The sequence below is a fragment of the Streptomyces sp. NPDC005004 genome (assembly GCF_053600675.1).
Window position 1 is genome coordinate 217492 of sequence record NZ_JBSGAH010000011.1, and the last position, 17083, is coordinate 234574.

Here is a 17083-nt window from a genome sequence, read left to right on the forward strand (position 1 = left end):
CTTCGGGACGAGCCGCCGCCGGCGCCGTCCTGCGCCGGTGCCGTGCTCCTCCAGCGGCCCCTCCCACGGCCCACCCCCGGATGCGCCCCGGCCGACCGGCCCCGACGCTGAAGTGATCGATACGGGTGAGGAGGGACGAGGAGGGGACATGGAGACGGCGGCGAAGCCCCAGGAACCGCCACGGCGCGAGCGGAAGTTCACCTTCCCGAGCGCGCTGACCGTCCTGGCCGTCGTCACCGTGGCGGTGTGGCTGCTGGCCTTCCTGATCCCGCCGGGGGAGTACGCCCGCGACGCCTCGGGCGCCCCGGTCCAGGGCACGTACCACCGGGTGTCCTCGGGGCGCTCCCTCACGGACCGGCTCGACGATCTGTTCCTCTCGCCGGTGAACGGGCTGTACGGACTGCGGGACGCCAGGAGCGGCCTGGTCGGACCCGACCTGTCCGGGAGTCTGTACGGCGCGGCGGGGGTGTTCCTGTTCGTGCTCGCCATCGGGGCGTTCATCACCGTCGTGTTCGCGACCGGTGCGCTGGACCGGGGCATCGCCCGGCTCGCCCACCGGCTGCGGGAGCGGGGCGCGCTGCTGATCGCCGGGATCATGGTGGTGTTCTCGGTGCTCGGCACGGTCGAGGGCTTCGCCGAGGAGACCCTCGGCTTCTACGGCCTGATCGTGCCGTTGATGCTGGCCCTCGGCTACGACCGGATGGTCGCCGTCGGCACGATCATCCTCGGCGCGGGGATCGGGGTGCTGTGCTCGACGGTGAATCCGTTCGCGACCGGGGCGGCGTCCTCGGCCGCCGACATCTCGCTCGGCGACGGCATCCTGCTGCGCTCGGCGATGTGGCTGGTGCTGACGGCGGTGACGGTGGCGTACGTGATCCGGTACGCGCGCCGGGTGCGACGCGATCCGGCGCGGTCGCTCACCGGGTTCCTGCCCGGCGACCGGGACCACGCCACCGAGGCGCCGGACGCGGAGCCCGAGCTGACCGGGCTGCACAAGGCGGTCCTGATCACCATGGTGCTGGTCTTCGCGTTCATGATCTTCTCGGTGGTGCCCTGGTCGAGCGCGCTGAGCGGGGACGCGGACGCGAAGCCGTACGGTTTCGAGCTGGACTGGTCGTTCCCGCAGCTCGCCGCGCTGTTCCTGTGCGCGGCCGTGCTGGTGGGGCTCGTGGCGCGGATGGGGGAGCAGCGGCTGAGCACGACGATCGTGCAGGGCGCGGCGGACTTCATCGCGCCCGCGCTGGTGATCGTGCTCGCCCGGGGCGTCACCGTGATCATGAACAACTCGCGGATCACCGACACCGTGCTGCACTCCATCGAGGGCGTCGTCAGGGGCACGTCCTCCGGTGTCTTCGCGGTGATCGTGTTCGTGGTGAACCTGCCGCTGGCCTTCCTCATCCCCTCCACCTCCGGCCACGCCACGCTCGCCATGCCGATCCTCGCCCCGCTGGCCGACTTCGCCGGGGTCTCGCGCGCGGTCGTCGTCACCGCGTGGCAGGCGTCCAGCGGCTGGATGAACCTGTGGGTGCCGACCACCGCCGTCGTCATGGGCGGGGTGGCGCTGGCGAAGGTCGGCTACGACCGGTATCTGCGGTTCGTGTGGCCGCTGCTCGCGGTGCTGTTCGTGCTGATCTGCGGCTTCGTCGCGTTGGGGGCGGCGTTCACGTGAGGGGTGGGGCCTGGCGCCCGGCGCGGGCGCGGGGCTTACGGTGGCCGGTATGGACGACAGCGCCGCCCTCGCCCGCCTCGACCGGCGGCTGACCGAGTGCCGGGCCTGCCCGCGCCTGGTCGAGTGGCGCGAGGAGGTGGCCCGTACGAAGCGCGCCGCCTTCGCCGACCAGCCGTACTGGGGGCGCCCGGTGCCCGGGTTCGGGCCGGCCGACGCCCGCCTGGCGATCATCGGCCTGGCCCCGGCCGCGCACGGCGGCAACCGCACCGGCCGCATGTTCACCGGCGACCGCTCCGGGGACGTGCTCTTCCAGGCGCTCTACGACATCGGTCTGGCTTCGCAGCCGACCTCCGTGAGCGCGGACGACGGCCTGGAGCTGTACGGCGTCCGGGTGACCGCCCCCGTGCACTGTGCCCCGCCCGCCAACAAACCCACCCCAGGCGAGCGCGACATGTGCCGCCCCTGGCTGGTCGGCGAACTCGAACTGCTGCGCCCCACGCTCAAAGCCGCCGTCGTCCTCGGCGCCTTCGGCTGGCAGGCGGCGCTTCCCGCCCTCGCCGAGGCGGGCTGGCCCGTACCGCGCCCCCGGCCGCCCTTCGCCCACGGCACCCGCGTCGCCCTCGGCGGCCTGGACCTCTTCGGGTGCTTCCACGTCAGCCAGCGCAACACCTTCACCGGCCGGCTGACGACGGAGATGCTCCGCGAGGTCCTGAGCACGGCGGCTCGGGCGGCCCGGCTGCGCTGACCGGCCGGTCCCGTCACCTCAGGGCCGGGGCCGGCCGCTTCCCGCGCGTCAGGGCCGCCAGACGTAGCGCACGTCCGGCTCCCGCTCCTCGTTGCCGGCGCCGTCGGTGTACTCGACGGCGGTGAAGCCGTGCCGCTCGTAGAAGCGGCGGGCGGGCTTGTTCACCTGGAACGCCCACAGAGCGAGTCCGCCCGGGGTCCGTTCCTTGGCCAGGGCCACGAACCGGTCCCCGAGGCCGCGCCCGCGCCAGGCCGGGTCCAGATAGAGCTGGGACAGCGTCTCCCCGTCGAGGACCATCATGCCGGTGATCCCCGCCTCCGCGTCCTCGGCGACCCAGGTCTCGCGCAGCGGGACGAGCACCTCGCGGATGTAGGCGCGCACCTCGTCGTCCGAGCGCGGCCGCACCACCGTGGGCAGCGCGGCGGCGAACGAGCGCAGCCAGACCTCGGCGGTGGCCGGGGCGTCCCCCGGCACCGCCCGGCGCAGGACGGCCGAGTCCGTCACCGCTCCTCCTCCGGCTCGGGCACCGCCGCCGTCGCCGTGATCTCCACCAACTGGCCCGGATACCCCAGGCACGCGATGCCGAGCAGGGTGGAGGAGTGGGGGCCGTGGCTCAGGCCGGACGCCTCGACCACCTTCCAGACGGCCGCGAGGACCGCGGGGTCGTCGCTCACCACGTACACGTCGGTGGCGAGGACATGTGCGAGGTCGCTTCCCACGGCCCCGAGCTGGGCGCGCAGATTGGCGAGGACCTGCTCGGCCTGGCGCACGGGGTCGCCCGGGCCGGTCAGTTCGCCGTGCTCGTCCAGCGGTACCGCGCCCGCGAGGAAGGCGATCCGGGTGCCCGCCTCGACCACGGAGGCGTGGGAGTAGGTGGGCGGCGGGAAGAGACCGGGGACGGTCACGCGGCGGATCATGGCGGCTCCAGGGACGGGACGACGGGTGACCTCCGCATCATTCGCCGCTACGACCCGCCCCCGCACCCGAATTTCGGTGCGCCCGGCCGCCGCCTCCCGTAGCGTCGCTCCGGCCTCCGTTTTTGCCCAAGGACATCCCGAGACACCCTGCGCGACACCCAAGGACCCCGCCCATGCCCGCCCGCTCCGACGCCGGCTTCCTCGCCGCCACCGCCGACCGCCTCGCCGCTCTGCCCACCGTCCGCGCCGTCGCCCTCGGCGGATCACGGGCGCAGGGCACCCACACGCCCGACAGCGACTGGGACCTCGCCCTCTACTACCGGGGCGCCTTCGACCCCGGCGACCTGCGCGCCCTCGGCTGGGAGGGCGAAGTGTCGGAGGTGGGCGGCTGGGGCGGCGGGGTGTTCAACGGCGGAGCCTGGCTGACGATCGACGGACGCCGGGTGGACGTGCACTACCGGGACCTGGACGTGGTGGAGCACGAGCTGGCCGAGGCGGAGCAGGGCCGGTTCCGGGTGGAGCCGCTGCTGTTCCACCTCGCGGGCATCCCCACCTATCTGATCGTCGCCGAGCTGGCCGTCAACCAGGTGCTGCGCGGCAGCCTGCCCCGCCCCGCCCGCTACCCGGACGCCCTGCGCCGCAGCGCCCCGCCGCGCTGGTCCGGCGCCGCCCGCGCCACCCTCGGCTACGCCAAGGCGCACCACGCCCCGCACGGCCGCCTCACCGAGGTCGCCGGCGCCCTCGCCGTCGCCGCCGCCCAGTGCGCCCACGCCGTGCTCGCGGCGCGCGGCGTGTGGGTGACCAACGAGAAACGGCTGCTGGAGCGGGCCGGGCTGCGCGCCATGGACGCGATCACCGGCGCCCTGCGCCCCGAGCCGCAGACCCTGGTGAGCGCCGTCGAACAGGCCGAGGAGCTGCTCGGCACGCACACCTGAACGCTCCTTTCACCTGCCGGAAACCCGCTCGTCGCCGGTACGCGACAACGCCCCGTACTGTTGAAGGCGCACCAGCCCGGCCACCGTCGTCCGAAGGCACGCCCCCGCCCTCGTACGAACAGGAGCCCCGTGTCGCGCCCCGCCGCCCGGTCACTGCCGCCTTGGCTCGCCCACGCCTTCCGCGCCCAGCGCGGGCCCGTCCCCTGGAGCGCGGTCGCCCGTGGCGCGCTCGCCGCCGGACCGCTGCTGCTCGCGGGCGTACTGGCCGGACACGTCGCGGACGGCGTCCTCGCCGCCACCGGCGCGATGCTCGCCGGGATCAACGACCGCCCCGGAGGCCGCCGCCTCGCCGTCCGCGGCCTCGCCGTCCCCGCGCTCGCGGGCGGACTCGGGCTGCTCGTCGGCACCGGCGCGGGGGAGCGTCTGCCCGCCGTACCGCTGACGCTCGTCCTCGCCCTGCTCGGTCTGGTCGCCGGGTCACTCAGCGCCGTCGGGCCGCTGGCATCCGCCTCCGCTACCCAGTTGCTCGTCACCGCCGCCATCGGCGCCGGTATGCCCAGCCCCGAGAGCGGCTGGCAGCGCGCCCTCGCCTTCCTCGCCGGAGCGGCCTGGCTGCTCCTGCTGCGCCTCGCCCTGCCCACCCCCGGCTCGCTCGTCTCCGACCTGCGCTTCGAGGGCGAACGGACGGCGGTCGCGGAGGTGTACGACGCCGTCGCCGGTCTGCTCGACGCCGTCGGCGGCCCCGACGCCACCGCCCGCCGGGCCGCGCTCACCGCCGCGCTCGACCGCGCCCAGGACGTTCTGGCCGGACCCCGGCTGCGCCGTTACGCCACCCTGGCCCCCGAACGGAAGCTGCACGCGCAGTACGTCGCCGCGCTCCCGCTCGCCGAGGCAGCCACCGCCCTCTTCTGGGCCGGCGAACCCCTCTCCGCGCGGGCGTCGGCCGGCCCCCGGCGGCTCGCCGCCGCCGTGCGCGGCAACACCGGAACGGGACCGCTGCCCGCCCCCGCACGCACCACCCCCGCCCTGCGCGCCCTGGACGACGCACTGCTGCGCGCCGCCGAGGCGTTCGACCGGGCCGACGGCGGCGCACACCGGCTGCTCGTGCGCCCGTGGGCCGTCCGGCGCGCGCTGCGGGCCGCGTTCGGCACCGGGGGCCGCGAGTACGGGCTGCGCGTCGCCCTCTCCTTCGGCGCGGCGGCGGGCATCGCCCAGGCCCTGCACCAGACCGGCTGGTACGGCAGGCACCAGCACTGGTACTGGCTGCCCGTCACCGCCGTCTTCCTCGTCAAGCCCGACCTCGGTCCGCTCGCCTCCCGGGTGCTGTGCCGGGCCGCGGGCACCGTGCTCGGCGCGCTGGTCTTCGCCGGGTTCGCCGCCGTGCTGCCGAGTCCCTTCGGACTGATCGCCCTGGTCGCGGTGTGCGGGGCGCTGCTGCCCGTCTCCACCCGGCACTTCGCCGCGCTGACCGCCGTCGTCACCGTCCTCGTCCTCGCCCTGATCATGATCGGCGGCGAACCGCAGGCGAGCGTCAGCCGGATCGCGGAGACCATGCTGGCCTGCGCGCTGGTGCTGATCGTCGGACATCTGCCGATGCCGGGGAAGCGGGGCGCGGGCGTACGGGCCCGGCTCGCCGCCGCCGGGACCGCCGCCCACGCCTACCTCGCGCACGTCATGGCCGAGTCCGGCGACCCGGCGGAACGCTGGGCGCTGCGCCGCGAGGCGTACCGCACGCTCGCCGAGGCCCACACCGCCATGGCGGTCGCCGCCGCCGAACTGCCCGCCCTCGCCCGGCACACCCGCGACACCGGCGCGGTGGCCACCGCCCTGGAACGGCTCGTGGACACCACCACCGCCTGCGCGGTCCACCTCGACGACACCGGCCGCCTCACCCCGCGCCACACCGACCGGCTCCGGGAGGCCCTGCGCGAGCTGGAGAGCGGCGGCCGGGACTGGCGAGTGCTCCCGGCCGCCTGACCCCCTGCATCCGGGCGCCGGGAAACCGGCGAAGAAAGCACGGCGCCTCGCGATGAGTTCCGCCTCCGGCCGCGGTCAGCACCACGACACCGACCGTCGGACAGGCAGGAGGGCCCATGTCGCTTCCGGACATCGTCACACGCGAGGAGTGGCGCGCGGCGCGCGAGGAGTTACGGCGCAAGGAGGAGGCGGTCGCCCGGGCCCGGGACGCGCTCGACGCCGAGCGGCGGCGGCTGCCCGTCGTGGAGGTCGACCCGGAGTACGTCTTCGAGGGCGGCGACGGCAAGGCCACCCTGCTCGACCTCTTCGACGGACAGGCCCAACTCGTCGTCCACCACTTCATGTTCGCCCCGGACTGGACGGAGGGCTGCCCCTGCTGCGCCGCCTTCCTCGACCAACTGGGCCACCTCGACCGGCTGCGCGCCCGCGACACCGCGTTCGCGGCCGTCTCCCGCGCCCCGTTCACCCGGATCCTGCCGTTCAAGGCGCGGATGGGCTGGGCGGTGCCCTGGTACTCCTCGGCCCCCGGTGACTTCAACCGCGACTTCGAGGCGACCGTGGAGCAGGACGGACGGCCGGTCGAACGCCCCGGTCTGAGCTGCTTCCTGCGCGACCGCGACCGGGTCTTCCACACCTACTCGGTCCACGACGACGACGTCCTGGACGGACTCGGCGCCGTCCCCCGCCTGCTCGACCTGACCGCGCTCGGCAGGCACCCGAACGGTGGCGGTGCGCACTGACTTGGTGTCGGCAATGTCTCAGTCCGGTCACCGGCCGAGGCGATCACCCCCTTCGAAGCGTTGACTTCCATGAAGTACGACGTCTTCTGGAGGTGCGAGATGGTGAACGGGCGAACGGAGCTCGGGCGCTTTCCCGCCGGTGGACCGCGCGGATCATGGCCGGCGGAGGAGTTCGCGCACGCGCGACGCCTCGAAGGGCTGCCCGCGGAGGTCGTGATGGACCTGGCCACGGACACGTTCCTGGTGATCCTGCGGGGGCCGGAGGGCGCCGACTGAGGAGGGCGGGCGGCCCGCTCACGCCGGCCCGGGCGTCGGCACCGGCGCCGTGAACTGGTCCGCCTGGAGCGCGTACAGCTCCGCGTACACCCCGCCCCCGGCCAGCAGCTCCTCCGGCGTGCCGGACTCCACGAGGCGTCCGCGCTCCAGCACGTGCACCAGATCGGCGTGGCGTACGGACGCCAGCCGGTGCGTGATCAGTACGACGGTCTGCCCGCTGCCCGCCAGCGCCCGGATCTTCTCGAACACCGCCAGCTCGGCCCGCGCGTCCAGCGCCGCCGTCGGCTCGTCCACGATCAGGATGTCGCCGCGCCGGTAGGCGGCCCGCGCGATGCCGAGGCGCTGCCACTGGCCGCCGGACAGCTCGTGACCGCCGCTGAAGTTGCGGGCCAGCAGGGTGTCCAGGCCGTTCGGGAGCGCGGCCACCACCTCCTCGGCGCCCGCCTCGGACACCGACGCCTCCAGCCGCTCCTTCGTCATGGGCACCGACGAGCGGCCGACGGCCACGTTCACCTTCGCGGTGAACGGCCAGCGCTTGAAGTCCTGCGCCACCATCGCGACCCGCTCGGCCAGCGCCCGCCGGTCGGCCCGTGCCGCGTCGACGCCGTCCCACAGGATGCGGCCCCGGTCCGGGTTGTACAGCCCCGCCAGCAGCTTGACCAGGGTGGTCTTGCCCGAGCCGTTCTCACCGACCAGCGCGATGATCCGGCCCGTCGGCAGGCTGAGGCTGACGCCGTCGAGGGCCGGGCGGGTGTTCTCGCCCGGGTAGCCGAAGGTGACGTCCTCGAACCGGATCTCCTTCGGGTCCTCGGGCAGCTCCTCCCCGCCGACCGGGATCGCCCGCTCGGCCGCCTCCGCGTACATCCGCTCCAGGTCGCCCACGAAGAGTGCCTCCTCGTGCAACTGGTTGATCTCCAGCACCAGCGTGTCCAGGCTCGCCGCGCCGGTCCGGATCGCGATGACCGCCGTGCCGGCCACCGACAGCGCCATCGCGCCCGCGATCAGCAGCCCGCCGAGCGTGGCGTACGTGGCGAGCGTCGCGAGACCGGTCCAGGCGGCCGCGACCAGGCCGGTCCGCGCGGCCAGCCGTGACAGCCTGGCCTGCTCCGCCTCCGCCGTCTCCGACATCGACCGGTAGTGCCGCAGCAGGAACGGGCCGACCCCGTGCACCCGGATCTCGGGCGCCGCGCCCTGCTCGGTGAGCAGACTGCCGATGAGCTGGCCGGCCCGGGCGTGCTGCACCCAGATGTGGAACGACTCGTAGCGGCGCCGCGCGATGGTCAGGGAGCTCCAGGCGCTCGGCAGGGTCATGGTGACCAGCAGCGGCAGCAGCGCCGGATGCAGGACGGTCAGCACACCGGCGGCCGCGATCAGGGAGATCAGGGCGTTGATCACGCGGGCGCTGTAGGAGATCATGTGCCGCGCCGAGCGGGCGCCGTACTGCGCGGTGTCCAGCAGCTTGTGAAAGGCGTGGTCCTCGATCGCCGCCAGCTCCACGTTGGCGGCGCGTTCCAGATACAGCTCGGTCGCCACACGTTCCACCTTGGGCTCCAGGCGCCCGGTGGCGTAGGTGGAGGCCGCCCGCAGCAGCGCGGCGACCAGCATCATGGCGGCCATCACGGCCAGCGCGGGTGCCGCCGACCGCAGCCGCTCCTCGATGTCGGGCCCGGTGAGCAGACTGCCGAGCGCGCTGTTCACGGCCAGCAGACTCACCGCCTGCGCCACACCCCGGCCCACCTCGGCGGCCAGCACGGTCCGCGCGGCCGCCGGGTCCGCCCGCCGGGCCAGCCGCAGACTGGACGCCAGCATCCCCGGCAGCCGCCGCACCATCGCCCGGAAGCTCAGCTCCAGGAACGCCTGCGAGTGCTCGTTCCACCCCATGTCATACCTGAGCGGCCCCCCGAACAACAGCCGCTCCGACTCCGACACCTCGGTCTCTTCCCGCCCCCGCCTCCGCCCCACCCCGAACCTCCCGCCGCCACGCCCGAACGGCCACTATCCCGACCCACCACCGACACGGGCAGGGCGCGAACGGGGGTACGGGGGGCGCGGGGGGAGTGCGACACACTCCGGAACGACGCCTTCCGGGCGGTCCCGCGCATGAGTGGGGCACGACGAGGACATGCAGGGCGCACGGGGGCGGCGTTTGTGGTCGGCGCGGTGAGAGCGGTCCTCGGGGCGCCGGCTCAGGCCGACAGCGGGCGGGACCAGTCCGGGGTCGTGCCTGTTGCCCGGCAGAGGGCGAGGTACAGGGGGATCGGTGGGGTGTAGGGGATCGTGCCCTCGGGGTGGTGGAGGAGGCGGGCGGTGCCGGGGACGGGGGCGCCGGTGGCGTAGTGGGCCGGGGAGGGCCAGGAGAGGGCGTAGTCGGAGTCGGCGGGGACGATCCACCACCAGTGCGTGGCGTCGGCGTACACACAGCCCACGCGCGGCAGCCGGGGCATCAGCAGGGCGCCGAGCCGGTCCGGCACCGCCACGGCGTCCATGCCGAGCGGGGTCGTCATGCCCTCGGGGAGGACAGGCCGACCGGTCGGTACGGACAGGTGACGACGACGCCCCAGCTTGACCAGCGTGTCGAGCCCCAGTGGCTGCCCGGCGCTCGTCATGGGAGGGCCCACGTCTGGATCCGCGCCGACGGGAGGGCGCCGCGCCCGGCCCGCTGGGCCGGAACCGTGTCGCCGCGCCGCGCGGCGGGGCCGGTGGACTCGTCCTCACCCGGAACGGGCGACGGGTCCGGCTTGGGGCGCACACCCCAGCCGAGATCGCAGCGGGGATCGCGGGCGGGAGCGTGCTCCCGGGTTTCGGCGGAGGGCGTGTCGTCGGCGTCGTCCGCCCCGGCGTACGCGGCGAACAGTTCGTCGGCGGTGAGGTGGGCCGTGTCGTACGCCGCGTGGTGAGTGGCCTCGTGCGGCGCGGGACCCTTGGCGTCGCCCTCCCTCGGCAGCTCCGCCCACACCAGCAGGCCCGGCCCGTGCTGCCGGGTGCCCCAGGCCCGGCACAGCGCGTCGACGAGAAGCAACCCCCTCCCGTGCTCCTCGTCGGGCCGCTGCTGTGCCGGGTGGGGATCGCCGGGCGCGCACCCCTCGTCGCGCACGGCTATGCGCACCGCGTCGTCCTGGTCGTGCAGCTCGCACACGACCCGGCTGCTCGCGGTGTGCATGATCGCGTTGGTGACCAGCTCGGACACCACGAGGGCGGCGCTGTCACACGTGTCCGCGCACACCGACCAGCCCCTCAGCCGGGCGCGCGTCACGCGTCGGGCCTCGGCGGAGGACGTCGGATGTGCGGCCAGCTCGAAGCGGAACCGTCGCTTGGTGGCGCCCCTGACCGGGGCTTCTCCGGTGGCGACACCGAGACCGGGCCGGTCTGCGGCGGAGTCTGTTCCTAAGGGCGCGGACGGAATCACGCTTGCCACTATCTCCCCGCCGTGAACACTTGGCAAGTGTCACTCTGAAAAATGCAGAGTGCTGTGTGACGCGGTGAAGCGCCGTGGCACACTGCTGACAACAGCACGTCGCGCGGCGCCAATTGAGACCGTCGTCGATCCGGCCGGATCCACGTACGCGTCTTCGAACGGCGCCGCAGGGCTGTCGGGACACGGTGCCCGGCGCGCCTCGGCGCTGCCGCGATTCTTTGCCGGAGCGGGATGTCAGTCGGAGGTGGCACGTGAGCGAACCGCGGTCCGCGCCGACCGTGGGTCAGGTGGTCCTCGGCCGACGCCTGCTGGAGCTGCGGGAACGCGCCGGGCTGAAGCGCGAGGAGGCCGCACACATCCTCCACGTCGCCCCCGCCACCGTGCGCCGGATGGAGATGGCGGAGGTCTCCCTCAAGATCCCGTACCTGCAACTGCTGCTGAGGGCCTACGGCGTGCCCGACGACGAGGCCGAACTCTTCGTCCGCCTCGCCGAGGACGCCAACAGACCCGGCTGGTGGCAGCGGTTCCATGACATCCTGCCCGGCTGGTTCTCGATGTACGTCAGCCTGGAGGAGGCTGCCTCCCTCATCCGCTCCTACGAACCGCACTTCGTACCCGGCCTGCTCCAGACCGAGGACTACGCGCGCGGAGTGCTCGAGTCGGGCGCCATCGGCCAGACCAGCCCCGACGACATCGAGCGGCACGTCGCCCTGCGGATGCGCCGTCAGGACCTGCTCACCCGGCCGGACGCGCCCCGTGTCTGGGCCGTCATGGACGAGACCGCCCTGCGCCGCCCGGTCGGCGGCCCGGAGGTGATGCGCCGGCAGATCGACAAGTTGCTCGAGGCCACGAAGCTGCCCAACGTGACGCTCCAGGTGGCCCCGTTCGCCGACGGGCCGCACCCGGGCACGTACGGGCCCTTCGTGCTGTTCCGATTCGCCATGTCAGAACTGCCGGACATGGTCTACAGCGAGTACCTGACCGGCGCCGTCTACCTGGACGCGCGCTCCGAGGTGGCGAGCCACCTCGAGGTCATGGACCGCATGGCGGCCCAGGCCGCTACGGCACAACGCACGAAGGAGATCCTGCGGGATCTCCGCAAGGAGCTGTGAATGGATCGCATCAATCCGCGCGGTCGTGTCTACAACGGTATGCCCGCACGGGAGCTGGGCAGCGTCGGCTGGCACAAGCCGTGGAGCGGGGGCAACGGGGGCAACTGCCTGGAGGCGATGAAGCTCGCCGACGGCCGCATCGCCGTCCGCCAGTCCACCGACCCGGACGGCCCCGCGCTCATATACACCACCGACGAGATGACCGCCTTCATCGAGGGCGCCAAGGCGGGGGAGGCGGACTTCCTGCTCTCCTGATCCCGCTCACTGTTTTTTGACTCATGACCACCTTCCCCGGCCCGCCACGAACCCGACCACCCGTCAGTTCTTTTCCACCCCTTCCCTCCCCTCACTGATCGACGACTACACGGCCATCGGCCTGTCGTACGGCGATATCGGTGCCGGCAGCCAGGACTCGCCCGTCAGGTAGCGGTCCACGGCCGCCGCCACCGACCGCCCCTCCGCTATCGCCCACACGATCAGCGACTGACCACGAGCCGCGTCCCCGGCGGCGAACACGCCGGGGACACCGGTCCCGAAACCGTCGTCCCGGGCGAGCGTTCCGCGCGGCTCCGTCCGCAGCCCCAACTGGTCGATCAGTCCGTCCTCCCGGTCCGGCCCGGAGAAGCCGAGCGCCAGCAGCACCAGATCGGCGGGGAGTGTCCGCCCGGTACCCGGCAAGGGGACCCGCCGCTCGTCCACCTCGACCACGTGCAGCGCCCGCACATGCCCTTCTGCGTCCCCGGTGAAGCGGAGCGTGGACGCCGCGAACAGCCGCGCGTCCGCGTCCGCAGCCGGTGCCGTCCGCAACTCCCGCGCCTCCTCGTGCGCCGCCGACAGCCGGTAGAGCTTCGGATACGTCGGCCACGGCTCGGCGTCCTCGTCACGCGCCTCGGGCGGCTGGGCGTAGATGTCGAGCTGGGTCACCGACGCGGCACCCTCGCGCACCGCCGTCCCCAGGCAGTCCGCCCCGGTGTCCCCGCCGCCCACGATCACCACGTGCCTGCCCCGCGCCGACAGCGGCGAGACCGCCAGGTCGCCCTCGCGCACCTTGTTGGCCAGCGGCAGATACTCCATCGCCTGGTGAATCCCGGCCAGCTCCCGCCCCGGCACCACCAGTTCCCGCCACGCCGTGGCACCTGTCGCGATCACCACCGCGTCGTACCGTGCCCGCAACTCCGTCGCCGGCACGTCCTGTCCGACCGTCACCGACGTACGGAACCGGGTGCCCTCCGCCTCCATCTGCTCCAGCCGCCGCTCCAGTTGCCGCTTCTCCATCTTGAACTCGGGGATGCCGTACCGCATCAGCCCGCCGATCCGGTCGTCCTTCTCGTACACCGCGACCGTGTGCCCGGCCCGCGTCAACTGCTGCGCCGCCGCCAGTCCGGCAGGGCCCGAACCGATCACCGCCACGGTCTTCCCCGACAGCCGCTCCGGCGGCCGGGGCGGCACGAAGCCCTCCTCCCAGGCCCGGTCCGCGATCGCGCACTCGACGTTCTTGATGGTCACCGCCGGCTGGTTGATCGCCAGCACGCATCCCGCCTCGCACGGCGCGGGGCACAACCGCCCCGTGAACTCCGGGAAGTTGTTCGTCGCGTGCAGCCGGTCGCTCGCCACCCGCCAGTCCGACCGCGCCACCAGGTCGTTCCACTCGGGGATCAGGTTCCCCAACGGACATGCCTCGTGGCAGAACGGCACCCCGCAGTCCATACAGCGGTCCGCCTGCGCGCTGATGATCGGCAGCAGCGCCCCCGGGACGTACACCTCGCCCCAGTCCCGCGCCCGCTCCTCGACGGACCGCCGCGGCCACTCCTCGCGCTGGGTGGTCATGAACCCCTTGGGATCGGCCATCGGCGTATTCCTCGTATACGGATACCGGGGTGCTGGGGGTACCTGGGGTACGACGGGCCGTGCGTCATCGGACTGGGGTCACTCGGCGGTCGCCCGGCGCTGCTGCGACACTGCCCCGGAGCGCTCTCGCGGGACTCTTCCGGCCACGATACGTCGCGCCCGACGCCCACGCAGAGCGGCGGACCTCGCCTTTCACCGACCCGCACGGCGCTGCGGCGGTTCATCCGATCACCTCTCCTGTCGCGTCCTGTTCGTCGGCCCCGCGTCTCTCACGTGGTGCCCGGCGGCCGGGATGCGCAGCGGCCGACCGCCCCATGCCCGCACCACCTCCCGCACGTCCTCCGCTATCCGCTCCCTGGCCTCCCTCCTCGGCACGCCGCTCATGATCAACCGGTCGTACGGCGTGTCCACGTGCCGCACCGAGGCCACCACCGCCGAGGTCACCGCCTCCTCGGACAACGCCCGCCCGGCCGCGCTCCGCCCGACCCGCCCACTGCCCCGCGCCCCCGCGTGCGCCGCGATGGCCAGGGCCCGCTCGGCGGGACACCCCGGGAACAGCCGCCGCACCTCAGCCGCGAACTCCGCCACGAACCGCTCGTCCTCCACCGCCCTGCGCCCCGCGTCCCGCGCCCTTCTCCGCCGCCTGGCCTCGGCGTCGGCCAGACAGCGGGCCTCGGCACGGGCCAGTGCGGCCTCCTCCACCAACACCCCCTGCCGCTCGTACCGGCTCCTGCGCCGGTTGAACCGCACCACCACCGCCCACAGCGCGCTCTCCTCCCGCGACCTCCGGGTCAGCGCGGCATCGCCCCGCGGCAGGAACACCAGGTGCCCCAGGTCCGCGCAGTCCAGGCAACGCGGCACCCCCTCCTCCATCACGACCAGCGACAACGGCCCACCCCGACATCCCGCGCACCGCTTGCGCCGCACGGGCTGGACAACGACGAGCCCGCCCGGGGCCGCGAGAGCGTCGGGGGACGCGTTCGCGGAGGGGGAGCCGAGCGCGTCGGAGGCCGCGGTCGGGTCGGGGACGGCGAGTGCGCAGGGGGAGGCGAGCCCGTCCGGAGGCGCGAGGCCGTCCCGGGGGGCCCGGCCGTCGCCAGGCGCGTGGCCGTTCCGGGGCGCCTGGCCGTTCGGGACGCCCGGATGGATGGGGGTGCCGGGTCCGTTCGGTGCGCCCTGCGGGTGCGGGGTGCCGGGCCTGTCGGGAGCGCTGAGCCTCTTGGGAGCTTCGAGCCTCTCGGGAACGCTGAGTTCCTCGGGAGCGCCGAGCCTCTCGTGCGAGGCGCGTCCGGCGGGGTCACCGGGGACGGCTTCCTCGGGTGAACCGGAGGGCGGGGGAGTGGCGGGGCCTGCCATACGCGGTTCATTCCCCGTGGCAGCACCACCGTCCCGCGCCGGGCCACCCGGAATTCGGCCGTACCCGCCTGGCACCTGTACGGTCCCCGCCGGTCCCCGCCGGTCCCCGCCGGTCCCCGCCGCCGCGCCGGGCGACCACCGTTCCCCGCCCGGAGCCCCCGCTCCCCGACCCCGCCCCCCTCCGGCAGGACCGTGCATCATGGGCCCGTGCGACTCGAAGCGATCACCTGGGACCGGCTCGCGGAGCGGCTCGCCGACCGGATCAGCGGTCTGGAGCCCGCGGACCGGAGTGCCTGGACACGGGTGGGCCTCGACGGGGCGCCGGCCGCACGGCCGGGAGACCTCGCCGAGCGGGTGGCGGAGGCGCTGCGGGTCCGCGGACGCCCTTCGCTCGTCGTCGGTACCGAGGGCTTCCTGCGCCCGGCCTCGCTGCGCCTCGAACACGGACGGCGCGACGAGGAGTCGTACTACAGCGGCTGGTTCGACACGGGAGCGCTGTGGCGCGAGGTCTTCGGGCCGCTGGACCCCGGTGGCGACGGGCGGGTGCTACCGGACCTGTGGGACGCGGCCACCGACCGTGCCACCCGCAGTCCGTACGTCCGACTACCGCCCGGCGCGGTGCTGTTGGCGCACGGTCCCCTCCTTCTGCGTCACTGGTTCCCCTTCGATCTGACCGTGCACCTCTTTCTGTCTCCGGGCGCCCTGCGCCGCCGCACCCCCGAGGCCGACCACTGGACGCTCCCCGCCTTCGCCCGCTACGAGACGGAGACCGACCCCGCCGGCACGGCCGACGTCCTGGTGCGCGCCGACGACCCGCGGCACCCCGCCTGGAACGGCTGACCCACCACAAGCCCACCGCCCCGCCGGGTGTCAGAGCCAGCCGTTGCGCCGGAAGCCCCGGTAGACCACCGCACAGAACAACGCGGTCACCGACATGACGAGCGGATAGCCGAACCGCCAGTCAAGCTCCGGCATGTGCTTGAAGTTCATGCCGTACACACCGCACACCATCGTCGGCACGGCGATCACCGCCGCCCAGGCCGTGATCTTCCGCATGTCCTCGTTCTGCGCGACCGTCACCTGCGCCAGATGCGCCTGGAGGATCGAGTTGAGGAGTTCGTCGAAGGCGGCGATCTGGTCCCTGGCCCGTATCAGGTGGTCCAGCACGTCCCGGAAGTACGCCTGGATCTCCGGGTCCACCACGCGTATCGGCCGGGTCGCCAGATCCTCCAGCGGCCGTCCGAGCGGCACCACCGCCCGCTTCAGCTCCAGCAGTTCGCGCTTCATCTGATAGATGCGGCCGGGGTCCGTCCGCGCGCCGTTCTCCGCGAACACGTCCGTCTCGACCAGGTCGATGTCCGCCTGCACCGCGTCCGTGACGTTCAGGTACTCGTCCACGACATGGTCCGCGATGGCGTACAGCACCGCAGCCGGGCCCTTCGCGAGCTGTTCCGGCCGTGCCTCCAGTTCCTCTCGCAGGGGGCCCAGCGAACCGTGTCGTCCGTGCCGCACGGTGACGACGAAGTCCTCGCCGAGGAACACCATGATCTCGCCGGTGTCCACGACCTCGCTGGTCGCCGTCAACTGCTCGTGCTCCACGTAACAGACCGTTTTGAAGACCGCGAACAACGTCTCTCCGTACCGCTCCAGCTTCGGGCGCTGGTGGGCTTCCACCGCGTCCTCCACCGCCAGCGGGTGCAGGTCGAACAGCTCGGCGATCCCGGCGAACTCCTGGGCCGTCGGCTCGTGCAGTCCCAGCCAGACGAAGCCCTCCCCGCTCTTGCGGACCGTCCGCACGGCGTCCACCAGATCGGTGGCGCCGGACACCCGGACACCCTCCTGATACGTCACGCAGTTGACCACCGAGGAACCCAGGGGTGACCTGGCCGGGTGGCTCAGGTCGACCCGGGGACGCCGTCTGGCCAGCCGCGCCACCTTGCGCAGGCCGCCGACCCCGCTCAGCCCCGTGACCCTCCGCAGATTGCCCGCCATGGTCATCTGGATCTCCTTGCCCTGGATCTCCTCACGTGACGCTTTCGCGCCGTGCCCGGCCAGTGTGCCAGTCCTGCGACCAGCGCGGAAAAGCCTGTGGG

General features: G+C 73.5%; 17 protein-coding genes. 9 read left to right on the plus strand and 8 right to left on the minus strand.

Features of this window, described 5'->3' with window-relative positions:
* Positions 1–148: 148 nt before the first annotated feature.
* Together ACWEEU_RS18235 and ACWEEU_RS18240 are read left to right on the plus strand one after the other, a co-directional pair.
* Positions 149–1669, plus strand: a complete 1521-nt coding sequence (locus ACWEEU_RS18235; RefSeq protein ID WP_451733448.1) for a YfcC family protein — start codon at positions 149–151, stop codon at positions 1667–1669.
* Between the two features lie 49 nt (positions 1670–1718).
* The gene (locus ACWEEU_RS18240) at positions 1719–2414 is read left to right on the plus strand and encodes a uracil-DNA glycosylase (RefSeq protein WP_385744839.1); all 696 of its coding nucleotides are present in this window, start codon (positions 1719–1721) and stop codon (positions 2412–2414) included.
* A gap of 48 nt (positions 2415–2462) precedes the next feature.
* On the opposite strand, the gene ACWEEU_RS18245 is transcribed toward ACWEEU_RS18240, so the two are convergent.
* Together ACWEEU_RS18245 and ACWEEU_RS18250 are read right to left on the minus strand one after the other, a co-directional pair.
* Positions 2463–2918: an N-acetyltransferase family protein gene (locus ACWEEU_RS18245; protein WP_451733452.1), complete on the minus strand. Its 456-nt coding sequence runs from the start codon at positions 2916–2918 to the stop codon at positions 2463–2465.
* The gene (locus ACWEEU_RS18250) at positions 2915–3331 is read right to left on the minus strand and encodes a RidA family protein (protein WP_385744835.1); all 417 of its coding nucleotides are present in this window, start codon (positions 3329–3331) and stop codon (positions 2915–2917) included. The genes ACWEEU_RS18245 and ACWEEU_RS18250 overlap by 4 nt, the downstream gene beginning before the upstream one ends.
* A gap of 173 nt (positions 3332–3504) precedes the next feature.
* Here ACWEEU_RS18250 and ACWEEU_RS18255 point away from each other — a divergent pair, with 173 nt between their 5' ends.
* From ACWEEU_RS18255 to ACWEEU_RS18270, 4 genes are all read left to right on the plus strand, one after another.
* Positions 3505–4266, plus strand: coding sequence for a nucleotidyltransferase domain-containing protein (locus ACWEEU_RS18255; protein ID WP_385744833.1), 762 nt, complete (start codon positions 3505–3507; stop codon positions 4264–4266).
* Between the two features lie 129 nt (positions 4267–4395).
* Positions 4396–6243, plus strand: a complete 1848-nt coding sequence (locus tag ACWEEU_RS18260; RefSeq protein ID WP_385744830.1) for an FUSC family protein — start codon at positions 4396–4398, stop codon at positions 6241–6243.
* A gap of 116 nt (positions 6244–6359) precedes the next feature.
* Complete coding sequence (locus ACWEEU_RS18265; protein ID WP_451733457.1) at positions 6360–6983, plus strand: DUF899 domain-containing protein; 624 nt, start codon at positions 6360–6362, stop codon at positions 6981–6983.
* Positions 6984–7082: 99 nt separating this feature from the next.
* Positions 7083–7259: a hypothetical protein gene (locus ACWEEU_RS18270; protein ID WP_086022358.1), complete on the plus strand. Its 177-nt coding sequence runs from the start codon at positions 7083–7085 to the stop codon at positions 7257–7259.
* Positions 7260–7277: 18 nt separating this feature from the next.
* Here the strand turns inward: ACWEEU_RS18270 and ACWEEU_RS18275 are convergent, their stop codons facing one another.
* The 3 genes from ACWEEU_RS18275 to ACWEEU_RS18285 form a co-directional block, all read right to left on the minus strand.
* Positions 7278–9140, minus strand: a complete 1863-nt coding sequence (locus ACWEEU_RS18275) for an ABC transporter ATP-binding protein (RefSeq protein WP_385744826.1) — start codon at positions 9138–9140, stop codon at positions 7278–7280.
* Between the two features lie 305 nt (positions 9141–9445).
* Complete coding sequence (locus ACWEEU_RS18280) at positions 9446–9865, minus strand: hypothetical protein (RefSeq protein ID WP_385744824.1); 420 nt, start codon at positions 9863–9865, stop codon at positions 9446–9448.
* On the minus strand, positions 9862–10701 hold the full coding sequence (locus ACWEEU_RS18285; protein WP_385744822.1) for an ATP-binding protein: 840 nt from the start codon (positions 10699–10701) through the stop codon (positions 9862–9864). The genes ACWEEU_RS18280 and ACWEEU_RS18285 overlap by 4 nt, the downstream gene beginning before the upstream one ends.
* A gap of 224 nt (positions 10702–10925) precedes the next feature.
* Here ACWEEU_RS18285 and ACWEEU_RS18290 point away from each other — a divergent pair, with 224 nt between their 5' ends.
* Both ACWEEU_RS18290 and ACWEEU_RS18295 read left to right on the plus strand, forming a co-directional pair.
* Positions 10926–11786, plus strand: coding sequence for a helix-turn-helix domain-containing protein (locus ACWEEU_RS18290; RefSeq protein WP_385744820.1), 861 nt, complete (start codon positions 10926–10928; stop codon positions 11784–11786).
* Positions 11787–12041, plus strand: a complete 255-nt coding sequence (locus ACWEEU_RS18295) for a DUF397 domain-containing protein (RefSeq protein WP_385744818.1) — start codon at positions 11787–11789, stop codon at positions 12039–12041.
* Positions 12042–12146: 105 nt separating this feature from the next.
* On the opposite strand, the gene ACWEEU_RS18300 is transcribed toward ACWEEU_RS18295, so the two are convergent.
* Positions 12147–13634: a glutamate synthase subunit beta gene (locus ACWEEU_RS18300; RefSeq protein WP_385744817.1), complete on the minus strand. Its 1488-nt coding sequence runs from the start codon at positions 13632–13634 to the stop codon at positions 12147–12149.
* A gap of 228 nt (positions 13635–13862) precedes the next feature.
* On the minus strand, positions 13863–14561 hold the full coding sequence (locus ACWEEU_RS18305) for a DUF2293 domain-containing protein (protein ID WP_385744871.1): 699 nt from the start codon (positions 14559–14561) through the stop codon (positions 13863–13865).
* A 636-nt stretch (positions 14562–15197) separates the two neighbouring features.
* Between ACWEEU_RS18305 and ACWEEU_RS18310 the strand changes: the two genes are divergently transcribed.
* Positions 15198–15830 (plus strand): uridine kinase, encoded by a 633-nt coding sequence (locus tag ACWEEU_RS18310; protein ID WP_451733464.1) that lies wholly within the window; start codon positions 15198–15200, stop codon positions 15828–15830.
* A gap of 30 nt (positions 15831–15860) precedes the next feature.
* Here the strand turns inward: ACWEEU_RS18310 and ACWEEU_RS18315 are convergent, their stop codons facing one another.
* Positions 15861–16988, minus strand: a complete 1128-nt coding sequence (locus ACWEEU_RS18315) for a magnesium and cobalt transport protein CorA (protein ID WP_385744813.1) — start codon at positions 16986–16988, stop codon at positions 15861–15863.
* Positions 16989–17083: the final 95 nt, after the last annotated feature.